Raw genomic sequence first — 19,102 nt, forward strand, 5'->3', positions numbered from 1 at the left:
GGCCGTACCGTGGTCGGGTGCTTCCACTGCTCCTCGCCGGCTTCGGGACCGGTCTGTCCCTGATCGTGGCCATCGGCTCACAGAACGCCTTCCTCCTGCAGCAAGGGCTGCGCGGTGGTGCCGTCACCCCGCTCGTCGTCATCTGTGCTGTGTCGGATCTGGTGCTGATCGGGCTCGGGGTCAGCGGGATCGGGGCCGTGATCGAGCAGTGGCCGACCGCTATCGGGGTCATCGCCGTCGGGGGTGGGGTCTTTCTGCTCGGGTATGGCGCGCTGGCCGCGCGGCGGGCTTTTCGGCGCTCGGTCATGACCGTCGGCGATGAACGGACGCCGCTGCGGAAGGCCGTGCTGGCCTGTGTTGCCTTCACCTGGCTCAATCCGCACGTCTACCTGGACACCGTCCTGTTGCTCGGCTCGGTCGCCGTCGCCCATGGCGATGGGCGGTGGCTTTTCGGGCTTGGCGCCGGGGTCGCCAGCGCCGTGTGGTTCAGTGCGCTCGGCTTCGGTGCCAAGAAGCTGGCGGGCGTGTTCGCGAAGCCGGTCGCGTGGCGTGTTCTGGACGTCGTCATCGCCGTGACCATGACCGGGCTCGGCGCCACCATGCTTCTGAGCCACTTGTGACTCACCAGAGCTGGCCGCGCTCCGAGGCCGGTGGGCGCTCCAGCTCCAGCAGGAACTGTTTGCGTTTGAGCCCGCCCGCGTAGCCCGTCAGCTTTCCGTTTTTCCCGACGACGCGGTGGCACGGCACCAGGATGCTCAACGGGTTCCGGCCGACCGCTGCCCCGACCTCGTGCGGCAGACCGCCGACCGCGTTCGCGAGGTCGCCGTAGGTCGCGGTCGAGCCGTACGGGATCGTCGCCAGCTCCGTCCACACCGCGCGGTCGAGCGAGGGGCCGTCGGCCCGCATCGGCACCTCGAACTCCGTGCGCTGTCCGGCGAAGTACTCCTTCAGCTGGTGAATGGCCTCGGGGAACGCCGAGGCGTCACAGGGGCCGAACGTGCTCCGGTCCGGGCGGGTCCAGTGGTGCGGGAAGTACAGGCCGGTCACGACATCGCCGTCGCCGTCGCCGACGAGGGTGAGCTCGCCGATCGGGGAATCCACCAGAGTGTGCTTCATCAGTTCTCCCAAGTAGTGCCGTCCGCCCGGACGCCGCGTAGGCCGGGCAGGCGGGAATCCGTCAAAGCCGCTGTGACGACCGTCCGATGAGGACTCCACTTCGTCGACATCAGCAGCCGGCGCGTCATACCGGCCCAGCCGGCCGGAGTGGCGGCCACGACCCAGATGTCCGGGTCCGGCGCCGCGAACCGCCGGGCCTGGCGCAACCAGGACGCCGCCGTTTCCGGCCAGGTCACCGTCGCCAGGACCGGACCGCCCCACGCGGCCGCGATCCGCGCGCCGTCGGCTCGAGAAGCCGGGTCGGCCGCGGTGCCGATCACGGCGTGCCTGGCCTCGCCGAGCACCTTCACCAGCGCCTCCAGTTCCGCGTCGGTCATGTCGCGTCGTGGAAGACCAGGCCGAGGGTGTGTCGCCGGCCCGAACGCACCGCCGAGACGCCGTGCCGCACCGGTGCCGCCGACCAGCCGCGGGCCGAGCGGACCGGGCGGTCGCGGGTGGTGAACACCAGGCCGCGGCCTTGCGGGATGAGGGTCGCGGTGCCGCGGGACTGCGCCCGTGGCCGCTGCTCGACCAGCAGGAACTCGCCGCCGGTGTGGTCGGTGCCCGGGTCACTGAGGTTGATCACGACCTGCAGCGGGAACACCTTGTCGCCGTAGAGGTCGCGGTGCAGGGCGTTCCAGCCGCCTGTCTCGTAGCGCAACAGGATCGGGGTCGGCCGTTTCTGGCCGGCGTCGTGGCAGACCGCCAACCACTCGTCCAAAGTGGACGGCCAGTCCGCCTCGCGGCCGAGGCGGGTGTACCAGTCTTGGGCAATTGGCAGCAGGCGCGGGTAAAGCGCCTGCCGCAGCCGCTCCACCGGTTCCGGGAACGGCGCGGCGAAGTAGTGGTAGTCGCCGTTGTCACCGAAGCGGTGGCGGCGCAGGTTGACCGTTGCCCGGAAGTGGTCCGGTTCGTCCCACAGCGCCACGAGCTTCGCGCACTCGGCCGGGGTGAGCAGCTGCGGCAGGAGTGCACAGCCGTAGTCGTCGACCTCGGCGGCCACCGCGTCCCAGTCGGCCGAGGCGACGCGCTCTTCGAAAGTGCTCATACCCGGTAGACGCTGCGGAGGCGGGAAACGTGAGATCAGCCGGGGGACTGGTTCGGAAGCTAAGCCGCTTCCATCGTCAGCAACACCCGCTTCGCCTCTTCACCGCCGGCGTACTGGCCGTACGAGCCGTCCGAGCGGACCACCCGGTGACACGGCACCACCACCGGCAGCGGGTTGAGCGCGCACGCCGTGCCGACCGCGCGGACCGCCTTCGGGCTGCCCGCGGCGGTCGCGACCTGCGAATAGCTTTCGGTGTGGCCGTACTCGATCTCCGGCAGGTGCTCCAGCACCGACAGGCGGAACCCGCGGGCCAGGCGGAAGTCCAGCGGGACGTCGAACGAGCGGCGGCCGCCGGTGAAGTACTCGTCCAGCTGGCGGACCACCGGATCGAGGCGGGCCGGGGCCCGGAGGATCCGGGGGCTGATCGCCGAGGCGAGCTCCGCCAGGACCGCGTCGTGGTCCTGGCGGTCGAAGGCCACCTTGACCAGACCCTGGGCGGTCGCTGCCAGCAGCAGGGAGCCGACCGGCGTGTCGAGCGTGCGGTAGGCGACGTCCAGCAGGCCCTCGCGCTCCGCTTCGGCCGTGAGCCGTTCATGCATGTGGTGCGGCAGGACCTGGGCCTCCACCGGGACCGACCAGATTGCGTCGATCATGAGTGCGCTCCTTCCAAGGGGTAGGTGGCTCGCAGGGTCTTGACGCCGTCGGCGGCCGCGCGGCGGGCGGCGTCCGCGGTGCCGCCGGTGATCTCCGCGATCTCGCGGTAGGGCAACCCGGCCAGGTAGTGGTAGGCGACGGCTCTGCGCTGCTTGTCCGGCAGCTTCGCGAGCGCGTCCCACAGGTCGCCGGTCCACGAGTCGGGGCGGCCCGGCCGGTCCGGGATCTCGCCGACCGGCAGCGGACCGCGCGCCTGGGCGCGGGTGACGTCGATGGCCTTGCGGTGCGCGATCGTGACGAGCCACGCCTGGACGTTCGCGTCGGCGGGCAGCTCGGGGTACGCCTTGAGCGCGGCCAGGAAGGTCTCCGACCAGGCGTCTTCGGCGTCCGCCGGACCCAGCACGGCCCGGCAGACCCGGAGGACCATCGGCCCGTGCTCGGCCACGACTTGCTCGAACGGTTTCACGGTCACACCCGGTAGACGTCCGCGGACGCCGGAACGTGAGATCACGGGTTCGCGGTGCCGGTGACGACGGTGGCACCCAGCTCTTCGGACTCGTGCACGCGCGGCATCAGCCCGGCGGAGGTGAACACGCCGCTCAAGACGGGCGCCTGCCGCTCGCTCGACTCGACCAGCAGGGTCCCGCCCGGCGCGAGCCACCGCGACGCGCCCGCGGCGACGCGGCGGGCGAGGTCGAGGCCGTCCGTGCCGCCGTCGAGCGCGACGCGCGGTTCGTGCAGCCGCGCTTCCGGCGGCATGGTCGCCACGGCGTCCGAGGGCACGTACGGCACGTTCGCCATGAGGACGTCGACTCGCCCGCGAAGCGACGACGGCAGCGCGTCGTAGAGGTCGCCTTCGTAAACGAAGGCATCGGGCAGGTTTACTCGGGCACAGGCGACGGCCGCGGGCTCGACGTCGGCCGCGTGCAGCTCACGCGGCCGCCGCGCGGCAGTGAACGCGGCGCCCAGCGCGCCCGAGCCGCAGCACAGGTCGAGCACCACGGGGTGCGGCGGCGCGAGCGAGACGGCGACGTCGACCAGGAACTCGGTGCGGTGGCGCGGCACGAACACGCCGGGCCGCACGGAGATCCGGAGGCCGTGGAACTCGGCCCAGCCGAGCAGGTGTTCCAGCGGCAGCCCGGCGACGCGCCGCTCGACGAGGGAGTCGAGTTCGGTGGGCGTCGCGGCGGCCGCGATCAGCAGGTCCGCCTCGTCCTCGGCGAACACGCAGCCCGCGGCGCGCAGCCGCGAAACGACAGTCGAAGTGTCCAGCAAGGAACGAACGCTACAGGACCTGCACCGCGTCCCCGACCTTCAGGCCGTCGAAGAACGCGGCCGAATCGGCGTCGGTGAGGTGGACGCAGCCGTGCGACGGCGCGTCGAGCGGCCCGGCGTGGAAGGCGATGCCGCCGGCGGCGAAGAACACCGAATTGGGCATGTCCGTGCCGTACACGCTGCTGGTGTGCTCGCGGTCCTTCCACACGACGTGGAACGACCCGGCCGGGGTCGCCTGGTCCGGCGGGCCGAAGCCGGCCGGGACCGGACCGCGCACGACCTCGCCGTCGCGCAGCAGCCAGGCCAGGCGCTGCGCCAGGCTCACGCACGCGCCGGTGGTCACCGCGCACGGCGGCGCGGGCGGCGGTGCGGTGGTGGTGGGCGGAGCCGAGGTGGTCGCCCGCACGAGCGGCGCGGGTTCGGCGATCGGGCTCGGCGTGGTCGTGCGCGGTGCCGCGCACGACGCCGTGACCAGCGCCAACCCCAGCAGGGTCAGCACCCCGGCGCTTCGCATGCGTTCCTCCTCGCGGGACCTCTCTTCAGAGCAGTACGGCTGAGCGGCCCCGGAGGTTGAGCCGCGCGTGCACCCGGGTTGTCCCTGCGTGCACCGCGGCTACCGCCGGGAGTACCCGGGCGGTCAAGGTCGAACCATGACGAAGCTGAGCGCCGAGCAGATCGCCCGGCACGCCTACGAGGCCGGGTTCCGCGGCCAGGGCCTGACCACCGCGGTCGCCGTCGCGCTGGCCGAGTCCGGCGGCCGGACGACCGCGCACAACGCCACTCCGCCGGACGACTCCTACGGCCTGTGGCAGATCAACATGCTGGGCGCGCTCGGCCCCGAGCGGCGTCACCAGTACCACCTGAAGTCGGACGACCAGCTGTTCGATCCGGACACGAATGCCCGGGTCGCGAACAGCATCTCGAGCGACGGACACGACTTCACGCCCTGGTCGACGTACACGAACGGTGCCTACAAGCACCACCTGACGGCCGCTCGCCGGGCCGCCCAGGACGTCACGAAACACCACGGGAAGTCCGCCGGGACCGGCAGCGCGAGCGGCGACCCGCTGCGGGTCGACGACGCGGTGCTGCACTCCTACGTGAGCCGGACCCGGCACGTCGCCGACGCACTCGGCACCGCGACCGGGCAGCTGCGCGACGTCCGGGAGATCGGCCGCGAGAGCTTCGGCAAGATCGGTGAGGAGTCGGGCTTCGCCGACGCGCTCGCCGGCTTCGGGCTGGCCCTGCAGCACCAGGTCAAGGGCGTCGGGACGCACGCCGACGGGCTGGCCACCGCCGCGCGGAAGGCCGCCAAGACCTATCGCGACCACGAGACGGCCACCGCCGCCGCCCTGAACGACCACGCCCGACGGAGCTGACATGGACACCACCGCGCTCGCGCACTCCTTCGCGAAGGACCTCGTCGCGCACCGCAACAAGCTCGCCGGGAAGGCCGAGGACGCCGTCCGCGCCGAGTACGCCCTGCACCGGGTGGCCGGCGCGCTGGACGCCCAGCACGACGCCTACCACCGGGAAAGCGCCACCGTCCTCGAGAGCTGGCACGGCCACGGCGCCGACGGCTTCCGCCACAACAGCGCGAAGCTGACGAAGGAGCTTCGGATCACCGGCGCGGCCGGGGCGGCCGCGGAGAAGGTCGTCGCCCACGTGGCGTCCACAGTGGACTCCGGGCACACGGCCGTGCAGCGACTGGTCGACGAGTACACCGCGAAGGCGAAGCAAGTCCTCGACGCGGGTGTCGCGGCCGGGACGCAGGCCGCGCTGATGCGCGCGGTCGGCCACGCCGCCGACCTGGCACCGCAGTACACGCGGCAGTCGGCGTCGACGCTGCGGCACGTCGACGCGGAACTGAAGGCGGCGGCGAAGAAACTGCGTGAACTCCGGAAGGACCTGGCCCACGACGGCGTCCTGGACAAGACCGCGCACCCGGCGAAGGCGACGCACCCGAGCAAGGCTTCGGGGCGCGGCAAGGACATCGTCCACGCGGCGCGCACGCAGCTCGGCGTCCGGGAGAACCCGCCGGGCAGCAACCGGAACCCGTACGGGCCGACCGCCGCCTGGTGCTCGTCGTTCGCGACGGCGATGTGGCGGAAGGCCGGCGTGAAGATCCCGGTGCTGCCCTTCAGCGGCGACGTCTTCCACTGGGGCGAGCGCAACGGGCACGCGTACGGCAAGCACGCGCTGCACGAAGCGCGGCCGGGGGACGTGCTGATCTTCGGCACCGGCCCGCAGAGCACGGCGACGAGCACGCACATCGGCATCGTCGAGAAGGTCGAGGGGAACCAGGTCACGATGATCGAGGGCAACTCCGGGGACGCCGTCCGCCGGAACACGCACACGCTCTCGGCGTCGACGTTCTACGGAGGGGTCCACCCGTGATCACCGGAAAAGCCGCCGACCGCACGGTCGCCGTCGAGGTCGCGCCCGGCGGGGCGTTGCAGGAGCTGACGCTGGAGGCGTCGGCGTTGAGGCTGGAGCCGGACGAGCTGGCGCGCCGGATCCTCGTGCTGGCCGCGGCCGCGTCGGCGCGGGCCACGGCTTCGCTGTGGCATACCCATGACGAGGTGGACGCGCTCGGCCTGCCCTCGGCGGGCGAAGCCGCGGAAGAGACCACGCCGGACAGCTGGCGGGCGCAATGAACCCCGAGAAGACGGCGCTCGAACTGGCCGACGACGCGTTCGCGGCGCCGGATCCGGGATTCGGGGCGCGGCTGGCGGCGATCCGCGCGGCCGCGGCCGAGGACGGGGTTTCCGTCGTGGTCGATCTGCACGGGGCGCTCGTGGACCTGCGGTTCGACCGGTGGGCGCTGAACCGGTCGCCGGGGGAGCTGGCCGGGGTGATCCGGCGGCTGGCTTCGGACGCGGGCGCGGACGCCCTGCGGCAGGGACGCGAGGTGCTGGGCGGCCTGCTGCCGGACGAGGTCGCCGGCCCGCGGATCGGGGCGCGGCCCGCGACCTCGTCCGGCGCGGTGGGCGGACCGAGGATCAGGCCGCGGCCTGATCCCGGACCCGAGGAGTTCCTGCCGGCGACCTGGGCGACCTGACCGGCGCGGCAGACTCGGGTCAGCGGGCGTCGTCGACCATGCGGGCCAGGCGGTCGGCCAGCCAGGCGCCGTCGGCCGGCGTGATCATCACCCACGGCTCGCCGGCCACGTCCTCCGGCGTCACCGCGTAGCGACCGGCCGCCGTGTCGAACCAGGCCAGGACCGGGGTGCGGCCGGCCGGGCCGGTCGCCGCCAGCTGGCCCGCCGTGTACCGCTCCGCCGTCACCAGCGTCGCCAGCGGCCGGACCGCGCGGCCGGTGATCCCGGCCGTGCCGAGCGCCCGCTCGAACGCGTCATACCCGCTGCGCGCGTACGCGTCCATCGCCGCCGAGTACGCCGCGCGCGGGAGCCGGAGCTGGTCGCCCGGGCCCGCCTCGACGTCGCCGAGCATCCTGGCCACCGCGGGAACCAGGTCGGCCGGGCGCAGCGGCTCCAGCACCAGGTCGCGCTCGTCCAGCACGGCGAGCACCCCGGCCGCGCCCCGCACCGCCGCGAGCAGCCGCCACGGCGCTTCGCCCAGCACCAGCGCGTCGACGCTCAGCGACGGCGAACCCAGCAGCGCGAACAGGTCCGCCAGCCCCGGGTCGACGTCGTCGCCGTCCGTGAGACCCGCCTCCGCCAGCCCGGCGAAGACGCGCACGCCCAGGTCGTCGCGCTCGGCGTGGGTGGCGCCGTGCGCCGGCACGTCGAACGGGTACGGCGGCGGCCCGCCCGGTCCCAGATCCGCCCAGAGGAGATCGAATTCCAGATGCGACAGGATCACTCCGGCCGCCGTCGCGGTGCGCCGCGCCATGGTCCCCCTTCCCGTGGTGCGCGGCCGCCATCGGGCACGATGGTGCCGATGGTCGAGCCGCAGCCGATGGACGTCCCCGCGAGCGGGTACCTCGTCGTCCGCGCTTCCGGTGCCGCGGCCGCGCGTGCCGCGATCCTCGGCGGCAGCAGCGACCCCGAAGGCATCCAGCTGCTGCTGCGCTGTCCCGTCCCGCGCGCGGTGGCCGAATCCGGCGCGAAGCTCACGTACGCCGACGCGACGCTGCACCTGCTGCCGTCCGGCGTCGTGATGCTGACCGTCGCCGCGGCGAAGCTGTCGATCTCGTTCGCCGAGCTGCGTCCGCTGATGTTCCGGCCGGTCGAGGTCGACGCGCCGTTGCGGTCGCTGTTCGCCGGCGCGGTGGCCCACGTCCTGGCGGCCGGCCCGCGGCTCGACCCGCACGGGCTGGCCCACCACCTGCTCGGCCTGGCCGAACTGGTGCTGCGTAGCGCGCTTCGCGTCGAGCTCGACCGCGTCGACGCTCTGGCGGCGCGAAGACGCGAAGCTCTGGAGTACATGCGTGCGCACCTCGGCGAGCAGTCGCTCAGCGCGGACAAGATCGCCGAAGCGCTGTACATCTCGCGCCGGCGGCTGTACCAGCTCTTCGACGACGGCCAGGGCGTGTCGGAACGGCTGAAGGGGCTGCGCGTCGAGCGCGCCAAGGCGTTGCTGGCGGACCCGGCGAAGGCGGCGCGCGGGATCGCGGAGATCGCGCGCGACTGCGGGTTCACCAGCGCCCCGCACTTCTCACGGACGTTCCGTCTCGCGACGGGCCGGACGCCGCGCGAGTTCCGGGAGCGGGCGCTGCGGGGGTGAGGTCGACGCCGGCGACGAGCGTCCCGGCCAGGCCGGCGACCTCCAGCCAGCCGCGGCCACCGGGGGAGTGCAGCGTGAACACGGCCGCGCGCGGGCGATCCGGATCGAGGACGACGGCCTGCAGCTGCGCGCCGGACAGGCCGATCCGCTCGACGATCACCACCGGGTAGCCGCGGCCGGTCCGCGCGTGGCTGACCTCGCGGATGCCGGGGGTCGTGTCGGCGACGAAGTGGCCGAGGTCCGCGGCTTCGTCGAGGGTGCCGTCGATCGGGACGACCCCGGCGATGAGCACCGCGGGATCGGCGTCGCGGTGCTCGACCAGGGCCAGCAGCCCGGCGCGCTGGTCGTGGGCGATCTCCGCGCACTGGACGGCCGCCGCCTCCAGGCCGAGGTCGCGGGCGGCGTCGGGGCCGCGCAGGCGCGCCATCAGCGCGTGCAGCTCGGCGGTGGTGCGCTCGACCGAGTGCAGGCTCACCGGGGTGATCCCCGGAACGGCGGGCAGTTTCACCGGCCACCCAGGGCCGCGGCGAAGGCGCCGACCGCGCCGGGGGGCGGCGTCACCGGCACGACGGGCGTCTTCGCGACGGTCACGCCCAGCTCGCGCCCGATGGCCGCGTACGTCTCCAGCTGGGCGGTGACACTCGGGAAGTCCGGGGCGCTCGGCAGGGGAGCGCCGTCGCCGAGGGCTCGGAGCCGGTCGGCGACGCGGGTTGCTTCGGTGGTGTGGGCGCGTTCCAGCTCGCGCGCTTCGGCCAGGACGCGGTCGAGGGCGTCTTGTTTTCCTGTGAGGCGGGCTCGGGCCGCGGTGAGGTTCGGCTGGGTGGCGGGGGAGAACTGCGCTTCGGTTTCGGCGTGGTCGACGTCGTCCTGGGCGGTGGTGAGGGCTTGGCGGGCGGCGGCGGCGCGGCGGTCGAGTCCGTCGGCGAGGCGGTGGTGGGCGACGAGGGTGCCGGCCCAGTCGTCGAGGATCGCGGCGGCCGCGCGGAGGGCTTCGGGGACGGCGTCGAGGCCGGCCGCGGCGCGTCCGGCGCGGTCGGCGAGTGCCTGGGCGGATCGGCCGGCCCATTCGGGGATTTCGGCCGGGGAAGGGGCTTCGCCGAGTCGGGTCGCCGCGGCGGAGTAGTGGCGGGCGGCTTCGGAGACGGCGTCGGGACGGCCGGGGACGGGGTCGAAACCGAGGCCGCGGAACTCAGCCATCGGCACGGCCGGGTTCGTGGGCGGCGGGGTGCGCCGTCGGCGCGCTCGGCTCGGCGGCGGCGTGCCTGGCCGATCGGCGGCTCGGCACCTGCAGCGCTGGGGAGAGCCGATCCGACGGTGGGCGGTGGTCGTGGGCGGCCGTTGCCGTGGGGTCGGCTGCAGGCGCGCTCGGCTCGGCGGCGGGGTGCCCGGCCGATCGGCGGCTGCGTACCCACAGCTCGGCTGGAGAGCCGACACGGGGATGGCCGGGTTCGTCGGCGGCTGTTGCGGTGGGGTCGCCCGCTGGCGAGGTCGGCTCGGTGGTGGTGTGGTCGGCCGATCGGCGGCTCGGCTCCCGTGGCGCGGACGAACCGAAATGGGGGTGAGCGGTGGTCGCGGGGTGGGCGGCCATCGGCTCGGCCGGTTCGTGGATGGCAGTGTGCCCGGCCGGTCGGCGGCTCGGCACCGGCAGCCCGGCGGGAAAGCCGAAACGCGGGCGGCCAGTGGTCGCGACGTGGTCAGCCATCGGCTCGGCCCAGTTCCTCGGCCGCGGCCGCATCCGTTGCCCGGTAGGCCTTCGCGGCCGCTCGGACGCTGCCCGCCGCCGTCGCGAAGTCCGTTTCCACCGCTCGTATCCTGCCCGACCACTCGCCGGCCAGCACCGCGAGCGCGCCGGTCACCGCCGGCGGGCCGAGGTCGCCGGGCGCTGTCTCGACCTCGCTCGCTGCCGCGCCGTACTCCTCCGCCGTGTCCTCGAGGCGGAGGGCCAGGGCGTCCAGTGCCGCCGGGTCCGCGTGGAAGCCGCCGGTCATTCGCCGAACACCGGGGGATACGCCGGGGGTAGGTCGTCGAGGAGGTCGTAGCCGTCCGCGTACTTGTCGCGGTGCTCGGTGTCCTCCTCGCGCCGCGCACCCTGGCCGGGCGGGTACATCCCGTACCCCGTTCCTGCGCCGCGCCCACCGGCCGGCCCCGGGCCGAAGCCCGATGCCGCCGTCCCGAAGCGCCCCACGCCGGCCCGCCCGCCTTCGCCCAGCGAACCCGCGGCACCCGCACCACCCGCACCCGCACCGGCCGGACCCGAGCCGACGAAGCCGGCGAAACCCGGCCCGGACACCGTCCCCGGCCCGCCCGCGCCGATCACCCCGTCGAGGCCGGCGGCGGGCAGTACCCCCGCGCCGGTGAACACAGGCGGCACCACGGACGCGGTCGACGTCGAGTCGTCCGGCACCCGGTCCGGAACGGCGTCCGGCTCTCGGTCGGGAGGCGGTGCCTCGACCACAGGCGCATGAGGCACCCGCGGCGCCACCGGGTCCGAGCCCGCCGCGCTGACCTGCGGTGCCGTGTCGAACGCCGGGGGGAGGCGGTGGCGGACGTCGTGGCTCGCGCTCTCGTACTGCTCCATCACGCGGACCGCTTCGGCCTTCGCGTCGTCCGCCTGCTTCTTCGTCGGCAGCTTGTCGTCGAGCAGCTCGTCCAGCATGTACGTGCCCTGGGGCCCGTCGAGCCGCTTGACCGCGTACCCCTCCTTGAACCAGCGCTCGGCCCAGTAGTGCACCGGTTCCGGCATCTTCCGCCGGGCTTCGCCGATCGCCGAGGTGTAGGTGTCGAGGCCGTCGCCGATGTGCCGGGCGTTCTCGCCCGCCGTGCTCGCCCAGCCGGTCAGGCGCTGCACCGAGTCCGCCGCCTGCGCCGCCGACGGCCCGCGCCACGACAGCAGCAGCTTCTGCACCAGCGTGTGGACGTCGCCGGTGGCCGTGTCGACGCCCCGGGCGAGCTCGGCCCACCGGTGCGCCTGCTCGCCGAGCCGCGGCGGGTCGGCCGACTGGACCATGTCCCACAGCTCGCGGTGGTCGTAGCTGTCCCAGTTGATCTTGCCGAACGAGTCTTCGCGGTTGTTGACGGCTTTCTCTCGACGCACCCGCCGCGCCTTCGCCTTTTCGCGCGCCGTCGGCTGGTGGTGCGTGGAGTGGAACTCAGGCATCGGTTTCACCCACCCGGAGGGACGCGGCGGCCTCCTCGTCGTTGCTCCGGTGCGACGCCGCGACGGTGTCGAGCGCCTGCCGCAGCGAAGCGAGCTCGGCCAGGTACGACTCCAGTGCGGCCTGCACACCGCCGGCCTCGGCGCCCCCGCGCAGCCCGAACGAGCGGCGCATCCAATGGGAGACCGGGCCCTTGCCGTCGGCGAGCGGCGTGCCCAGCTCGCGGGCGCTTTCGAGGTAGCCGGACAGCTCCTGGTGCCGCGCGTCGAGAGCGCTCTTGGCGGCGTCGATCTCGGCGTAGTCCAGCTCGAGGACGTCGGTGCCGTCGGCGACCAGCGCGGCCGCGCCGGCGCCCTGCGGCTTCTCGACGCCCGAGGCGCGCTCCCTCGGTTCGTCCTTCTCACGCTGGTGCTCGGCACGCAGCTGCCGCCGCGCGTCGGCCTCGTCGCGCACAGTCGCCATGGAGGTCCTTCCCTTGCCACCCAGGCGTCCATCCTGGCCAATGCGCGCCGCGATGAGAAGGGACCCCCACCCGGGTGCACGGGTGGACACGAAGACTGCACGGCCGGATAGGGCAGGATGTCCGGATGATCCCGCGTCGTGCGTTCGGAGCCGTTCTCGCCGCCCTCATCGGGCTCGTCGTGCTCGCCGGGCCGGCCTCGGCCCACACCGAGCTGGAGTCCAGCTCACCCGCCGAAGGCGCCGCGCTCGCGGCCGCGCCGGCGGAGGTCCGGCTGACCTTCGGCGAGCCCGTGACCCTGCCGCCGGAGGCGCTGAAGGTCACCGGCCGCGACGGTACGGCCTGGCAGGTCGGCACGCCGGTGGTGGCCGGCGCCGTCGTGACCGCGCCGGTGACGCCGTCCGGACCGGCCCAGGCCTACACGCTGACCTGGAAGGTGATCGCCAAGGACGGCGACAACCTCACCGGCACCGTGCACTTCAGCGTCACGGCCGAGAGTTCGCCGCCGGCTTCCGCGAGCCCGGCACCGACGGCGTCCGCCCAGGCCCAGGCGCCCAGCGCGCCGACCGCGGTCGACACCAGCGGCATCCCCGGCTGGATCTGGGTTGTGGTCGGGGTCGTCGGGCTGCTCGCGGTGATCGTCGTCGGCCTGCGCCAGCTGAAGGGCCGCGGGAAGGACTGAGCTACTCCGTTACGACCCGGCTTTCCCGGGACGACGCGTCCCGGTCCACTTTGGACAAGCTGAGCGACCTGCCGATCGCGCTTACGCAGGCTTGGAAACTGCCGTAGGTCGTGCCTCCGGCCCCCGGTATCCACGCTAGCGGAGGGGACCGACAGTTTCGGGCGTTGGCCCGAAAGGGCGGGGAATCGCGCGGTTCCCGCCGTCGCGCGGGTTTCTCGGTACCGTGGAACGCAGGGGGACCGGGGGGAGCGGCCGGTGACCGGGCCGCCCGTGTCCGCGCCGACCGGCCGCGCACCCGGGAGGAGACCCCGATGACCACCGGCACGCCGCGCCTGCCGTTCGAGCGGCCGAACGTCCTGGAGATCGCCCCGCTCTTCGAGGTGCTAAGGCGGCAGGGGCCGGTCGTGGCGGTGACCACCCCGACCGGCGACCCGGCGTGGCTGGTCACCGGGTTCGAAGAGGTCCGCGCGGTGTTCACCGACCCGCGCTTCGGCCGCTCGCACCCGGCGCCGGAAACCGCGTCGGCGCTGTCGGACGCGGCCATTCTCAGCCGGCCGCAGGGTGACCACGAAACCGAGCACGTCGAGCACGCGCGGATGCGGAAAATACTGGTTCCGGCCTTCTCCGCCAACCGGATCCGGCGGCTCGCCGGCCACGTCCAGGAGCTGGCCGACGGCTGCTTCGCCGCCATGGAGCGCGCCCGGCGCGCGGACGAGCCGGTCGACCTGCACGAACACCTCTCGTTCCCGCTGCCCGTGCTGGTGATCTGCGAACTGCTCGGCGTCCCGTACGAGGACCGCGACACGTTCCGCGTGCTGTCCGAGCGGATGGGCCGGATGGACATCGGCTCCGGCGCCGAAGCGGCGCTCGACGAGTTCGCGGCGTACATGGGCCGGCTGGCGGACGCCAAGCGTCGCGCACCCCGTCAGGACGTCGTTTCGGACATGGTGCGCGCGCAGGCCGAGGACCCCGGGTTCACCGACGACGACCTCGCCCGGCTGGCCGCCGGCCTGCTCTTCGCCGGTCACGAGACGACGTCCAACCGGATCGACCTGGGCGTCCTGTACCTGCTCACCGACCTCGCGCGGCGCGACGCGCTGGCCGCCGACCCCGAGGGCCGGACGCACGGCGTCGTCGAGGAGATCCTGCGGCTGTCCGCGCCGGGTGGGCTCGGCGTGCTGCGGTACGCGCACGACGACGTCTCGCTGGGTGGGGTGACCCTCGCCCGGGGCGACGCGGTCGTCCTTTCGCTGGCAGCGGCGAACCGGGACGCGTCGGTGTTCCCCGCCGCCGCGGAATTCGACCCCGAGCGCAAGCCCAATGCGCACGTGGCGTTCGCTTACGGCGGCTGGTTCTGCATCGGCGCGAGTCTCGCCCGCACGGAGCTGCGTGTCGTGTTCGGCTCGCTGTTCCGCCGGTTCCCGGGGCTGCGGCTCGCGGTGCCGGCCGAGGAGCTGGCGGTCCGGACGAACCGGGTCACCGGGGGAGTGGACCGCGTCCCGGTCCTCTGGTAGACCTGCGGCGGCCACGACAGGAGGAAAACGTGACCCTGTGGGACAAACTCGGAATGGACGACAAGCTCATCAAGGTGCTGGCCGAGATCCCGCCGGGGCCGGACGCGTCCGAGTTCGGCCCGGCCTACGTCACGATCCACCAGCTGGCCGTCGAACTGGACCAGCGGTTTCCCGAGGTGCGCAGGCAGCTGGACGTACCCCTCGGTGGCGGCTCGAGCCGCCACGCGGGCCTGGTGGAGCTGCTGGGCAAGGAACTGGTCGAGAAGATCAAGCGCTACGGTGACGTGTACCCGATCGAAGCGGCGCAGCTGTCTTCGGTGCGGTTCCGCGAACTGCGGCTGCGCGGCCCGGGCGGGCGTGACCTGGTGGGCGCGTCGCGGACCGACCTGCCGCTGATCCGCCTGCGGCCCAAGGACTGAGGGTGCTGCCACCGCCGCCGGTCCGGGTGCTGCTGGCCGAGCGCGACCCGGCGGTGCGGGCCCGCTTGGGCGCCCTGCTGGCCGAGACCGACGGCATCGAGGTGGTCGGCTCGGCCCCGGACGCGGCGGCGGCCCGGACGACCCTTCGCAGCCGGCTGCCGGACGTCGTGCTGCTGGACCTGCGGCTGGCGCCGCTGGGGCCGGTCTTCCGCCGCCCGGCCGTGGTGGCGCTGGTCACGTTCGACTCCGACGCCGGGATCCTGCGGGCGCTGCGCGACGGGGCTTCGGGCTACTTGCTGCGCTCGGCCCGGCGCAACGAGCTGATCAAGGTGGTCCGGCTGGCCGCGGACGGGCACGTGGTGCTCTCCCCGGACGCCTCCCGCCGGCTGGTCTCGGCGGCGACGCGGTTGTCGGGACCGCGGGACGAGCGGCTGGCCGGGGTGGATCGCCTGTCGGCGCGGGAGCGGGAGGTGCTGGTCGGCATCGGGTCCGCGTTGACGAACGCCGAGATCGCGGGCCGGCTGGGTGCGGCGGAGCCGGAGGTGCGGGGGCTGGTGGCTCAGGTGGTGCGGAAGCTGGGGTGTGCGCACCGGACCGAGGCGGGGTTGCTGGCGTACGAGCGAGGGTTGTGCCGGCCGGGCACCGAACGGCCGTGAAGGCCTCCTTACCGGCCATAGGAGCCGGTAAGGAGGCCTTCACGGACTTCAGAAGCCCCGGAGGCCGAGGGGGACGCCGACTCCCGTCGGGGCGTCGTAGCCCGGGCCCGCTACGCACAGGTAGTCGCTGCCGCACTTCTTCCCGCCGCCGGTCGGATCGTTGTTGCCTGCCGTGATGTCCGTGAATGAGCCTTTCTTCGCGTAGATCGTCGAGGGCTGGGTCGTTCCCGCGTGGCCCGAACGGGCGATCAAACCCGCGATGTACGGGGCCGAGGCGCTGGTGCCGTTCACCGGGAGCCAGCCGCCCGCGTCCGTGTAGTGGATCGCGATGTCCTCCGCCGCCGCCGCGATGTCCGCGACCGTTCGCTTGCCGCAGTGGGTGTCCTTCTGCCACGACGGCTTCGCGAGGTACGCCGAGCAGCCGCTGCCGCCGTACTGCCACGCCGACTCCGTCCAGCCGCGGGCCGAGGACGGGTCGCGGGCCAGCGTCGTCCCGCCGACCGCCACCGTGGTCGGCAGGACCGCCGGGTAGCTCGCCGCCGTGAAGCCCGCGTCGCCCGAGGACGCCACCACCGTCACACCCGGGTGCCGGTAGTGGCTCGCGAACGCCAGCGGTGCGCCGCTTTCCCGCGCGCCGTAACTGTTCGAGACCACCGAAGCGCCCAGCCGGACCGCCGTGTCCTCCGTCTCCGCCAGGTCGGCGAACCCGGGCGTGTTGCCTTCGACGACCAGGAGCCGGCACGACGGGCACGCCGCCGACACCATCGACACGTCCAAAGTGGACTCCAGTGCCCAGCCGAAGTTCGCGGCCGGCAGGGGAGCCGCGGCGCCCTGCTGGTTCACCTTGCGGAAGCAGCCGTTCGCCGTCGTGCACGGGGGGAGGCCGTACTGCGCCCGGTACGCCGCGAGGTTCGCCTCCAGGTTCGGCGCGTCGTAGGCGATCGAGATGCCGACGACCGTGTCCGGCCCCGCGTCGGAAGGCAGCCGGTACGCCGACGCCAGGTCGTCGGCGCCCCAGCCGACCGGACCGTCGGCCAAGGCGCGTACCGGGGCGTACGTGGTCAGGCAGCGCAGCAGGCCGGCACCCGGGTCGGGACACGCCGCCCGCGGTTCCGGTGCGGCGGACGCGGCCGGCGCGAAGGCCCCCACGGCGACCACCACGGCGCTCAGCACGCCGATGATCGATCTGTGCACAGTGGACCTTCCCTTCAGGACGCGTAGACGTGGTAGGCGGCGGTGATCGACTCGGCCACGGTCGCCCCGGCCGCGTCGGAAGCCGTGACGCGCAGGGAGACGTCGGTGCCGCGGTACTCGTCCGTGGCCGCGGTGAAGTCCGCGTGGAAGACGCCGTCGCCGCGAGGGGTGACGGTCGCGTCCTGCCAGGTCGTGCCGTCGGTCGAGTACTGCACCGTCGCGGCCGTCACCGGAGACCCCGCGCTCAGCTGCAGGTGCCCCACCGTGAGGTCCAGGCTCTGCGGACCCGACGGCGTCGACCCGTCCGGTCGCAGCCCGCCGACCGCGTACCCCAGCGTCAGCATCGGTTCGACCGCGCACGACCGGTCCCGGCCCTCGGCGCCGCGCGCGCAGTAGAGGGCCGGCGGGAGCGTGCCGTCGGTGTGCTGGGACTTCCACGTCCATTCGGTGTGGGTGGCCGTGCTCTGGTGGTACATCGGGCCGGTGCGGCCCGCGTCGACCGTGAGCCCCAGCGTCGACGGCCCGGCCGCGACCTCCTGCTCCAGCGCCAGTTCGGTCGCCCCCACCGGGCTGCCCTCGGCGATCGTCGCGCCGTCCTGGGTCAGCGTGTAGTGGCCGGTGATCGTGTCCGTCCGCTCGCCGGAGAAGCCGAACCCGGTGTGCCCGGGCTGGTTGTCGCTGAACGGCGTGATCGACAACCGCAGCAGGTCGCCGGCGCGCGTCGCGGCCGGGATCTCCGGCGCGCTGCCGTCGGACAGCGGCAGCAGGGCCACTCCGCCCGCCGGGTGCAGCGGGAACTTGTTCCAGTCCTCCGTGACCGTGGTGCCCCCGGTGTAGGCGTGGAACGGCTCGTACTGGCCCCCGGCCCAGGCCGGGAAGGGCCCCGGCGGCATGTACTTCGAGAACCCGCCGAACCAGCGCAGGTCCGGCGCCGCGGAGACGTACTCGGTCTGCTTCCGGGGCAGCTCGATCGGGTGCGAGACCCGGCCGCTGATGTCCTCGAAGGAGAACATCCCGCTGCGCTGCCGCCGGCCGAGGGTCGCGTATTCACTGAAGTAGGTCGCGTTCACCGCGGCGACGTCCTTCGCCGTGATCACGTACCGCTGCTGCGGAATCGTGCCGACGCTCGCCTTCTGAAGCACGTATTCGTACGGCGTGCCCGGCCCCGGCGGGGACACCAGCCTGCTGTACGGGTACGTCTGCAGCGCGCCGGTCCGGACCGGGACCGCCGTCGGCGACACGGAGATCGGCACGCCGGGCCCGGCGTCGAAGTCGACGAGCAGCGCCGGCCCGGTCTTCGCGGCCCGGCGGAACAGGAAGCCGGTGTCGTCGAGCAGCGCCGGCCGCGGCGTCACCCAGGTCACCTTGCTGGAGGCGCGCGAAGCGTCCACGCGGACGGTCTTGTCCGCCTTCACCGCGAACTCCGGTTGCGCGCTGAACCGCACCTCGGTCGGGTTGCCGTCGGCGTCGGCGGTCCAGAACAGGCCGAGCGCGCTGTAGTTCCCGTCCGGCGCGCTGAACTTCGCCGTGCCGCCCGAGAAGTAGTTGAGGCTCTCGTTCGGGTCGAGCAGGTTGCCGTCGTCGGTGTTGTACAGGAACGCGACACCGGTGTCGGCCGGCTTGCCCGCGATGTCCTTGGCGTCCACCGAAACCGTGCGCAGCACCGAGCGGGGCTGCACGGCCCGCCGCGTCGGCGCCCCCGAGAGCGCGAAAGTCTTTCCCCCGGCGAAGAGCCCCTGACCCCCGAAGTGGCCCCTCGCGTTGTCCTCCTTGAACTGCTTCGCCAGGGCGGCGCTGAACGCCGCCGGGTCGACCGGGGCCGCCGCGCCGGCCAGGAGCGCCTGGACGTCGAACAGGCTCAGGTCCAGCCCGCGCCCCAGGTAGGGGAGCGCGGTTCCGGGCACCTCGTAGTCGCGTTCGCCCAGCCGCAGGTGCACGAGCGCCCGTGCCATGCCTTTCTCCACGGCCGGCTGGACGTCGTACGCCGGACGGCCGTCGCCGGTGGTCCGGACGGTGACCCGGTCACCGGTGGGCAAAGTGGCGGTTGCCGCTGACGACACTGTCGTAGCGGCCACCGCGGTCGGCGGGGCGAGCCCGGCCAATCCCGCCGAACCGGCGAGCAGGACCGCGAACGCCGAAAGTGTTCTTCGCACTGGCACCTCCGTGTGGTGGTTGATCACCATCACTGACGAGCCAGACGCC

25 protein-coding genes are annotated in these 19,102 nt (G+C 73.5%); 10 read left to right on the top strand and 15 right to left on the bottom strand.

Annotated elements, in window-relative coordinates:
- Positions 1-17 precede the first annotated feature (17 nt).
- Positions 18-620, top strand: a complete 603-nt coding sequence (locus AB0M83_RS33310) for a LysE family transporter (RefSeq protein WP_364523066.1) — start codon at positions 18-20, stop codon at positions 618-620.
- A 1-nt stretch (position 621) separates the two neighbouring features.
- On the opposite strand, the gene AB0M83_RS33315 is transcribed toward AB0M83_RS33310, so the two are convergent.
- From AB0M83_RS33315 to AB0M83_RS33345, 7 genes are read right to left on the bottom strand one after another with little or no spacing between them, the layout of a single operon-like run.
- Positions 622-1,116: a methylated-DNA--[protein]-cysteine S-methyltransferase gene (locus AB0M83_RS33315; RefSeq protein ID WP_364523068.1), complete on the bottom strand. Its 495-nt coding sequence runs from the start codon at positions 1,114-1,116 to the stop codon at positions 622-624.
- Positions 1,116-1,493, bottom strand: coding sequence for a hypothetical protein (locus tag AB0M83_RS33320; protein WP_364523070.1), 378 nt, complete (start codon positions 1,491-1,493; stop codon positions 1,116-1,118). The genes AB0M83_RS33315 and AB0M83_RS33320 overlap by 1 nt, the downstream gene beginning before the upstream one ends.
- Positions 1,490-2,203 carry a 2OG-Fe(II) oxygenase gene (locus tag AB0M83_RS33325; RefSeq protein WP_364523071.1) on the bottom strand — a complete coding sequence of 238 codons (714 nt, stop codon included), beginning with the start codon at positions 2,201-2,203 and terminating at the stop codon, positions 1,490-1,492. The genes AB0M83_RS33320 and AB0M83_RS33325 overlap by 4 nt, the downstream gene beginning before the upstream one ends.
- Before the next feature lie 59 nt (positions 2,204-2,262).
- Positions 2,263-2,856, bottom strand: a complete 594-nt coding sequence (locus AB0M83_RS33330) for a methylated-DNA--[protein]-cysteine S-methyltransferase (RefSeq protein ID WP_364523073.1) — start codon at positions 2,854-2,856, stop codon at positions 2,263-2,265.
- Positions 2,853-3,329 carry a sigma-70 family RNA polymerase sigma factor gene (locus AB0M83_RS33335; protein ID WP_364523075.1) on the bottom strand — a complete coding sequence of 159 codons (477 nt, stop codon included), beginning with the start codon at positions 3,327-3,329 and terminating at the stop codon, positions 2,853-2,855. The genes AB0M83_RS33330 and AB0M83_RS33335 overlap by 4 nt, the downstream gene beginning before the upstream one ends.
- A gap of 35 nt (positions 3,330-3,364) precedes the next feature.
- A complete protein-coding gene (locus tag AB0M83_RS33340) occupies positions 3,365-4,129 on the bottom strand; it encodes a putative protein N(5)-glutamine methyltransferase (RefSeq protein WP_364523150.1) in 765 nt (254 codons plus the stop codon).
- A gap of 13 nt (positions 4,130-4,142) precedes the next feature.
- Positions 4,143-4,646 carry a L,D-transpeptidase gene (locus AB0M83_RS33345; RefSeq protein ID WP_364523077.1) on the bottom strand — a complete coding sequence of 168 codons (504 nt, stop codon included), beginning with the start codon at positions 4,644-4,646 and terminating at the stop codon, positions 4,143-4,145.
- Between the two features lie 136 nt (positions 4,647-4,782).
- Here AB0M83_RS33345 and AB0M83_RS33350 point away from each other — a divergent pair, with 136 nt between their 5' ends.
- Genes AB0M83_RS33350 through AB0M83_RS33365 form a run of 4 tightly spaced genes read left to right on the top strand, consistent with a single transcriptional unit; the run spans position 4,783 to position 7,193 of the window.
- Complete coding sequence (locus AB0M83_RS33350) at positions 4,783-5,511, top strand: transglycosylase SLT domain-containing protein (RefSeq protein WP_364523079.1); 729 nt, start codon at positions 4,783-4,785, stop codon at positions 5,509-5,511.
- Between the two features lies 1 nt (position 5,512).
- Positions 5,513-6,529: a CHAP domain-containing protein gene (locus AB0M83_RS33355; RefSeq protein ID WP_364523081.1), complete on the top strand. Its 1,017-nt coding sequence runs from the start codon at positions 5,513-5,515 to the stop codon at positions 6,527-6,529.
- A complete protein-coding gene (locus AB0M83_RS33360; protein WP_364523082.1) occupies positions 6,526-6,789 on the top strand; it encodes a YbaB/EbfC family DNA-binding protein in 264 nt (87 codons plus the stop codon). The genes AB0M83_RS33355 and AB0M83_RS33360 overlap by 4 nt, the downstream gene beginning before the upstream one ends.
- Positions 6,786-7,193, top strand: a complete 408-nt coding sequence (locus AB0M83_RS33365; RefSeq protein WP_364523084.1) for a hypothetical protein — start codon at positions 6,786-6,788, stop codon at positions 7,191-7,193. The genes AB0M83_RS33360 and AB0M83_RS33365 overlap by 4 nt, the downstream gene beginning before the upstream one ends.
- A 19-nt stretch (positions 7,194-7,212) precedes the next feature.
- Here the strand turns inward: AB0M83_RS33365 and AB0M83_RS33370 are convergent, their stop codons facing one another.
- Positions 7,213-7,986 carry an ESX secretion-associated protein EspG gene (locus tag AB0M83_RS33370; protein WP_364523086.1) on the bottom strand — a complete coding sequence of 258 codons (774 nt, stop codon included), beginning with the start codon at positions 7,984-7,986 and terminating at the stop codon, positions 7,213-7,215.
- 48 nt (positions 7,987-8,034) lie between these two features.
- Here AB0M83_RS33370 and AB0M83_RS33375 point away from each other — a divergent pair, with 48 nt between their 5' ends.
- Positions 8,035-8,820, top strand: coding sequence for a helix-turn-helix transcriptional regulator (locus AB0M83_RS33375; RefSeq protein WP_364523088.1), 786 nt, complete (start codon positions 8,035-8,037; stop codon positions 8,818-8,820).
- Here the strand turns inward: AB0M83_RS33375 and AB0M83_RS33380 are convergent.
- The 5 genes from AB0M83_RS33380 to AB0M83_RS33400 all read right to left on the bottom strand — a co-directional run bounded on the left by AB0M83_RS33380 (position 8,732) and on the right by AB0M83_RS33400 (position 12,437).
- A complete protein-coding gene (locus tag AB0M83_RS33380) occupies positions 8,732-9,328 on the bottom strand; it encodes a hypothetical protein (protein ID WP_364523090.1) in 597 nt (198 codons plus the stop codon). The two genes, AB0M83_RS33375 and AB0M83_RS33380, sit on opposite strands and share 89 nt — an antisense overlap.
- Entirely contained in the window at positions 9,325-10,023 is a 699-nt protein-coding gene (locus tag AB0M83_RS33385) for a hypothetical protein (protein WP_364523092.1), read from the bottom strand. Before AB0M83_RS33385 ends, AB0M83_RS33380 begins: the two co-directional genes overlap by 4 nt.
- Positions 10,024-10,514: 491 nt before the next feature.
- Positions 10,515-10,808 (bottom strand): hypothetical protein, encoded by a 294-nt coding sequence (locus AB0M83_RS33390; protein WP_364523094.1) that lies wholly within the window; start codon positions 10,806-10,808, stop codon positions 10,515-10,517.
- Positions 10,805-11,977 carry a PPE domain-containing protein gene (locus AB0M83_RS33395; protein WP_364523096.1) on the bottom strand — a complete coding sequence of 391 codons (1,173 nt, stop codon included), beginning with the start codon at positions 11,975-11,977 and terminating at the stop codon, positions 10,805-10,807. Before AB0M83_RS33395 ends, AB0M83_RS33390 begins: the two co-directional genes overlap by 4 nt.
- Positions 11,970-12,437: a hypothetical protein gene (locus AB0M83_RS33400; RefSeq protein WP_364523098.1), complete on the bottom strand. Its 468-nt coding sequence runs from the start codon at positions 12,435-12,437 to the stop codon at positions 11,970-11,972. Before AB0M83_RS33400 ends, AB0M83_RS33395 begins: the two co-directional genes overlap by 8 nt.
- Before the next feature lie 125 nt (positions 12,438-12,562).
- Between AB0M83_RS33400 and AB0M83_RS33405 the strand changes: the two genes are divergently transcribed.
- From AB0M83_RS33405 to AB0M83_RS33420, 4 genes are all read left to right on the top strand, one after another.
- Positions 12,563-13,117: a copper resistance protein CopC gene (locus tag AB0M83_RS33405; RefSeq protein ID WP_364523100.1), complete on the top strand. Its 555-nt coding sequence runs from the start codon at positions 12,563-12,565 to the stop codon at positions 13,115-13,117.
- A gap of 311 nt (positions 13,118-13,428) precedes the next feature.
- Positions 13,429-14,631, top strand: coding sequence for a cytochrome P450 (locus AB0M83_RS33410; protein WP_364523102.1), 1,203 nt, complete (start codon positions 13,429-13,431; stop codon positions 14,629-14,631).
- Between the two features lie 29 nt (positions 14,632-14,660).
- Complete coding sequence (locus AB0M83_RS33415; protein ID WP_364523104.1) at positions 14,661-15,050, top strand: hypothetical protein; 390 nt, start codon at positions 14,661-14,663, stop codon at positions 15,048-15,050.
- Positions 15,051-15,052: 2 nt separating this feature from the next.
- Positions 15,053-15,706, top strand: a complete 654-nt coding sequence (locus AB0M83_RS33420; RefSeq protein WP_364523106.1) for a response regulator transcription factor — start codon at positions 15,053-15,055, stop codon at positions 15,704-15,706.
- Between the two features lie 48 nt (positions 15,707-15,754).
- On the opposite strand, the gene AB0M83_RS33425 is transcribed toward AB0M83_RS33420, so the two are convergent.
- Together AB0M83_RS33425 and AB0M83_RS33430 are read right to left on the bottom strand one after the other, a co-directional pair.
- A complete protein-coding gene (locus AB0M83_RS33425; RefSeq protein WP_364523108.1) occupies positions 15,755-16,900 on the bottom strand; it encodes a S8 family serine peptidase in 1,146 nt (381 codons plus the stop codon).
- Positions 16,901-16,914: 14 nt separating this feature from the next.
- The gene (locus tag AB0M83_RS33430) at positions 16,915-19,053 is read right to left on the bottom strand and encodes a hypothetical protein (protein ID WP_364523110.1); all 2,139 of its coding nucleotides are present in this window, start codon (positions 19,051-19,053) and stop codon (positions 16,915-16,917) included.
- Between the last annotated feature and the right edge of the window lie 49 nt (positions 19,054-19,102).

Origin of the sequence: Amycolatopsis sp. NPDC051106 (assembly GCF_040682775.1) — a bacterium.
Classification (GTDB): Bacteria; Actinomycetota; Actinomycetes; order Mycobacteriales; family Pseudonocardiaceae; genus Amycolatopsis.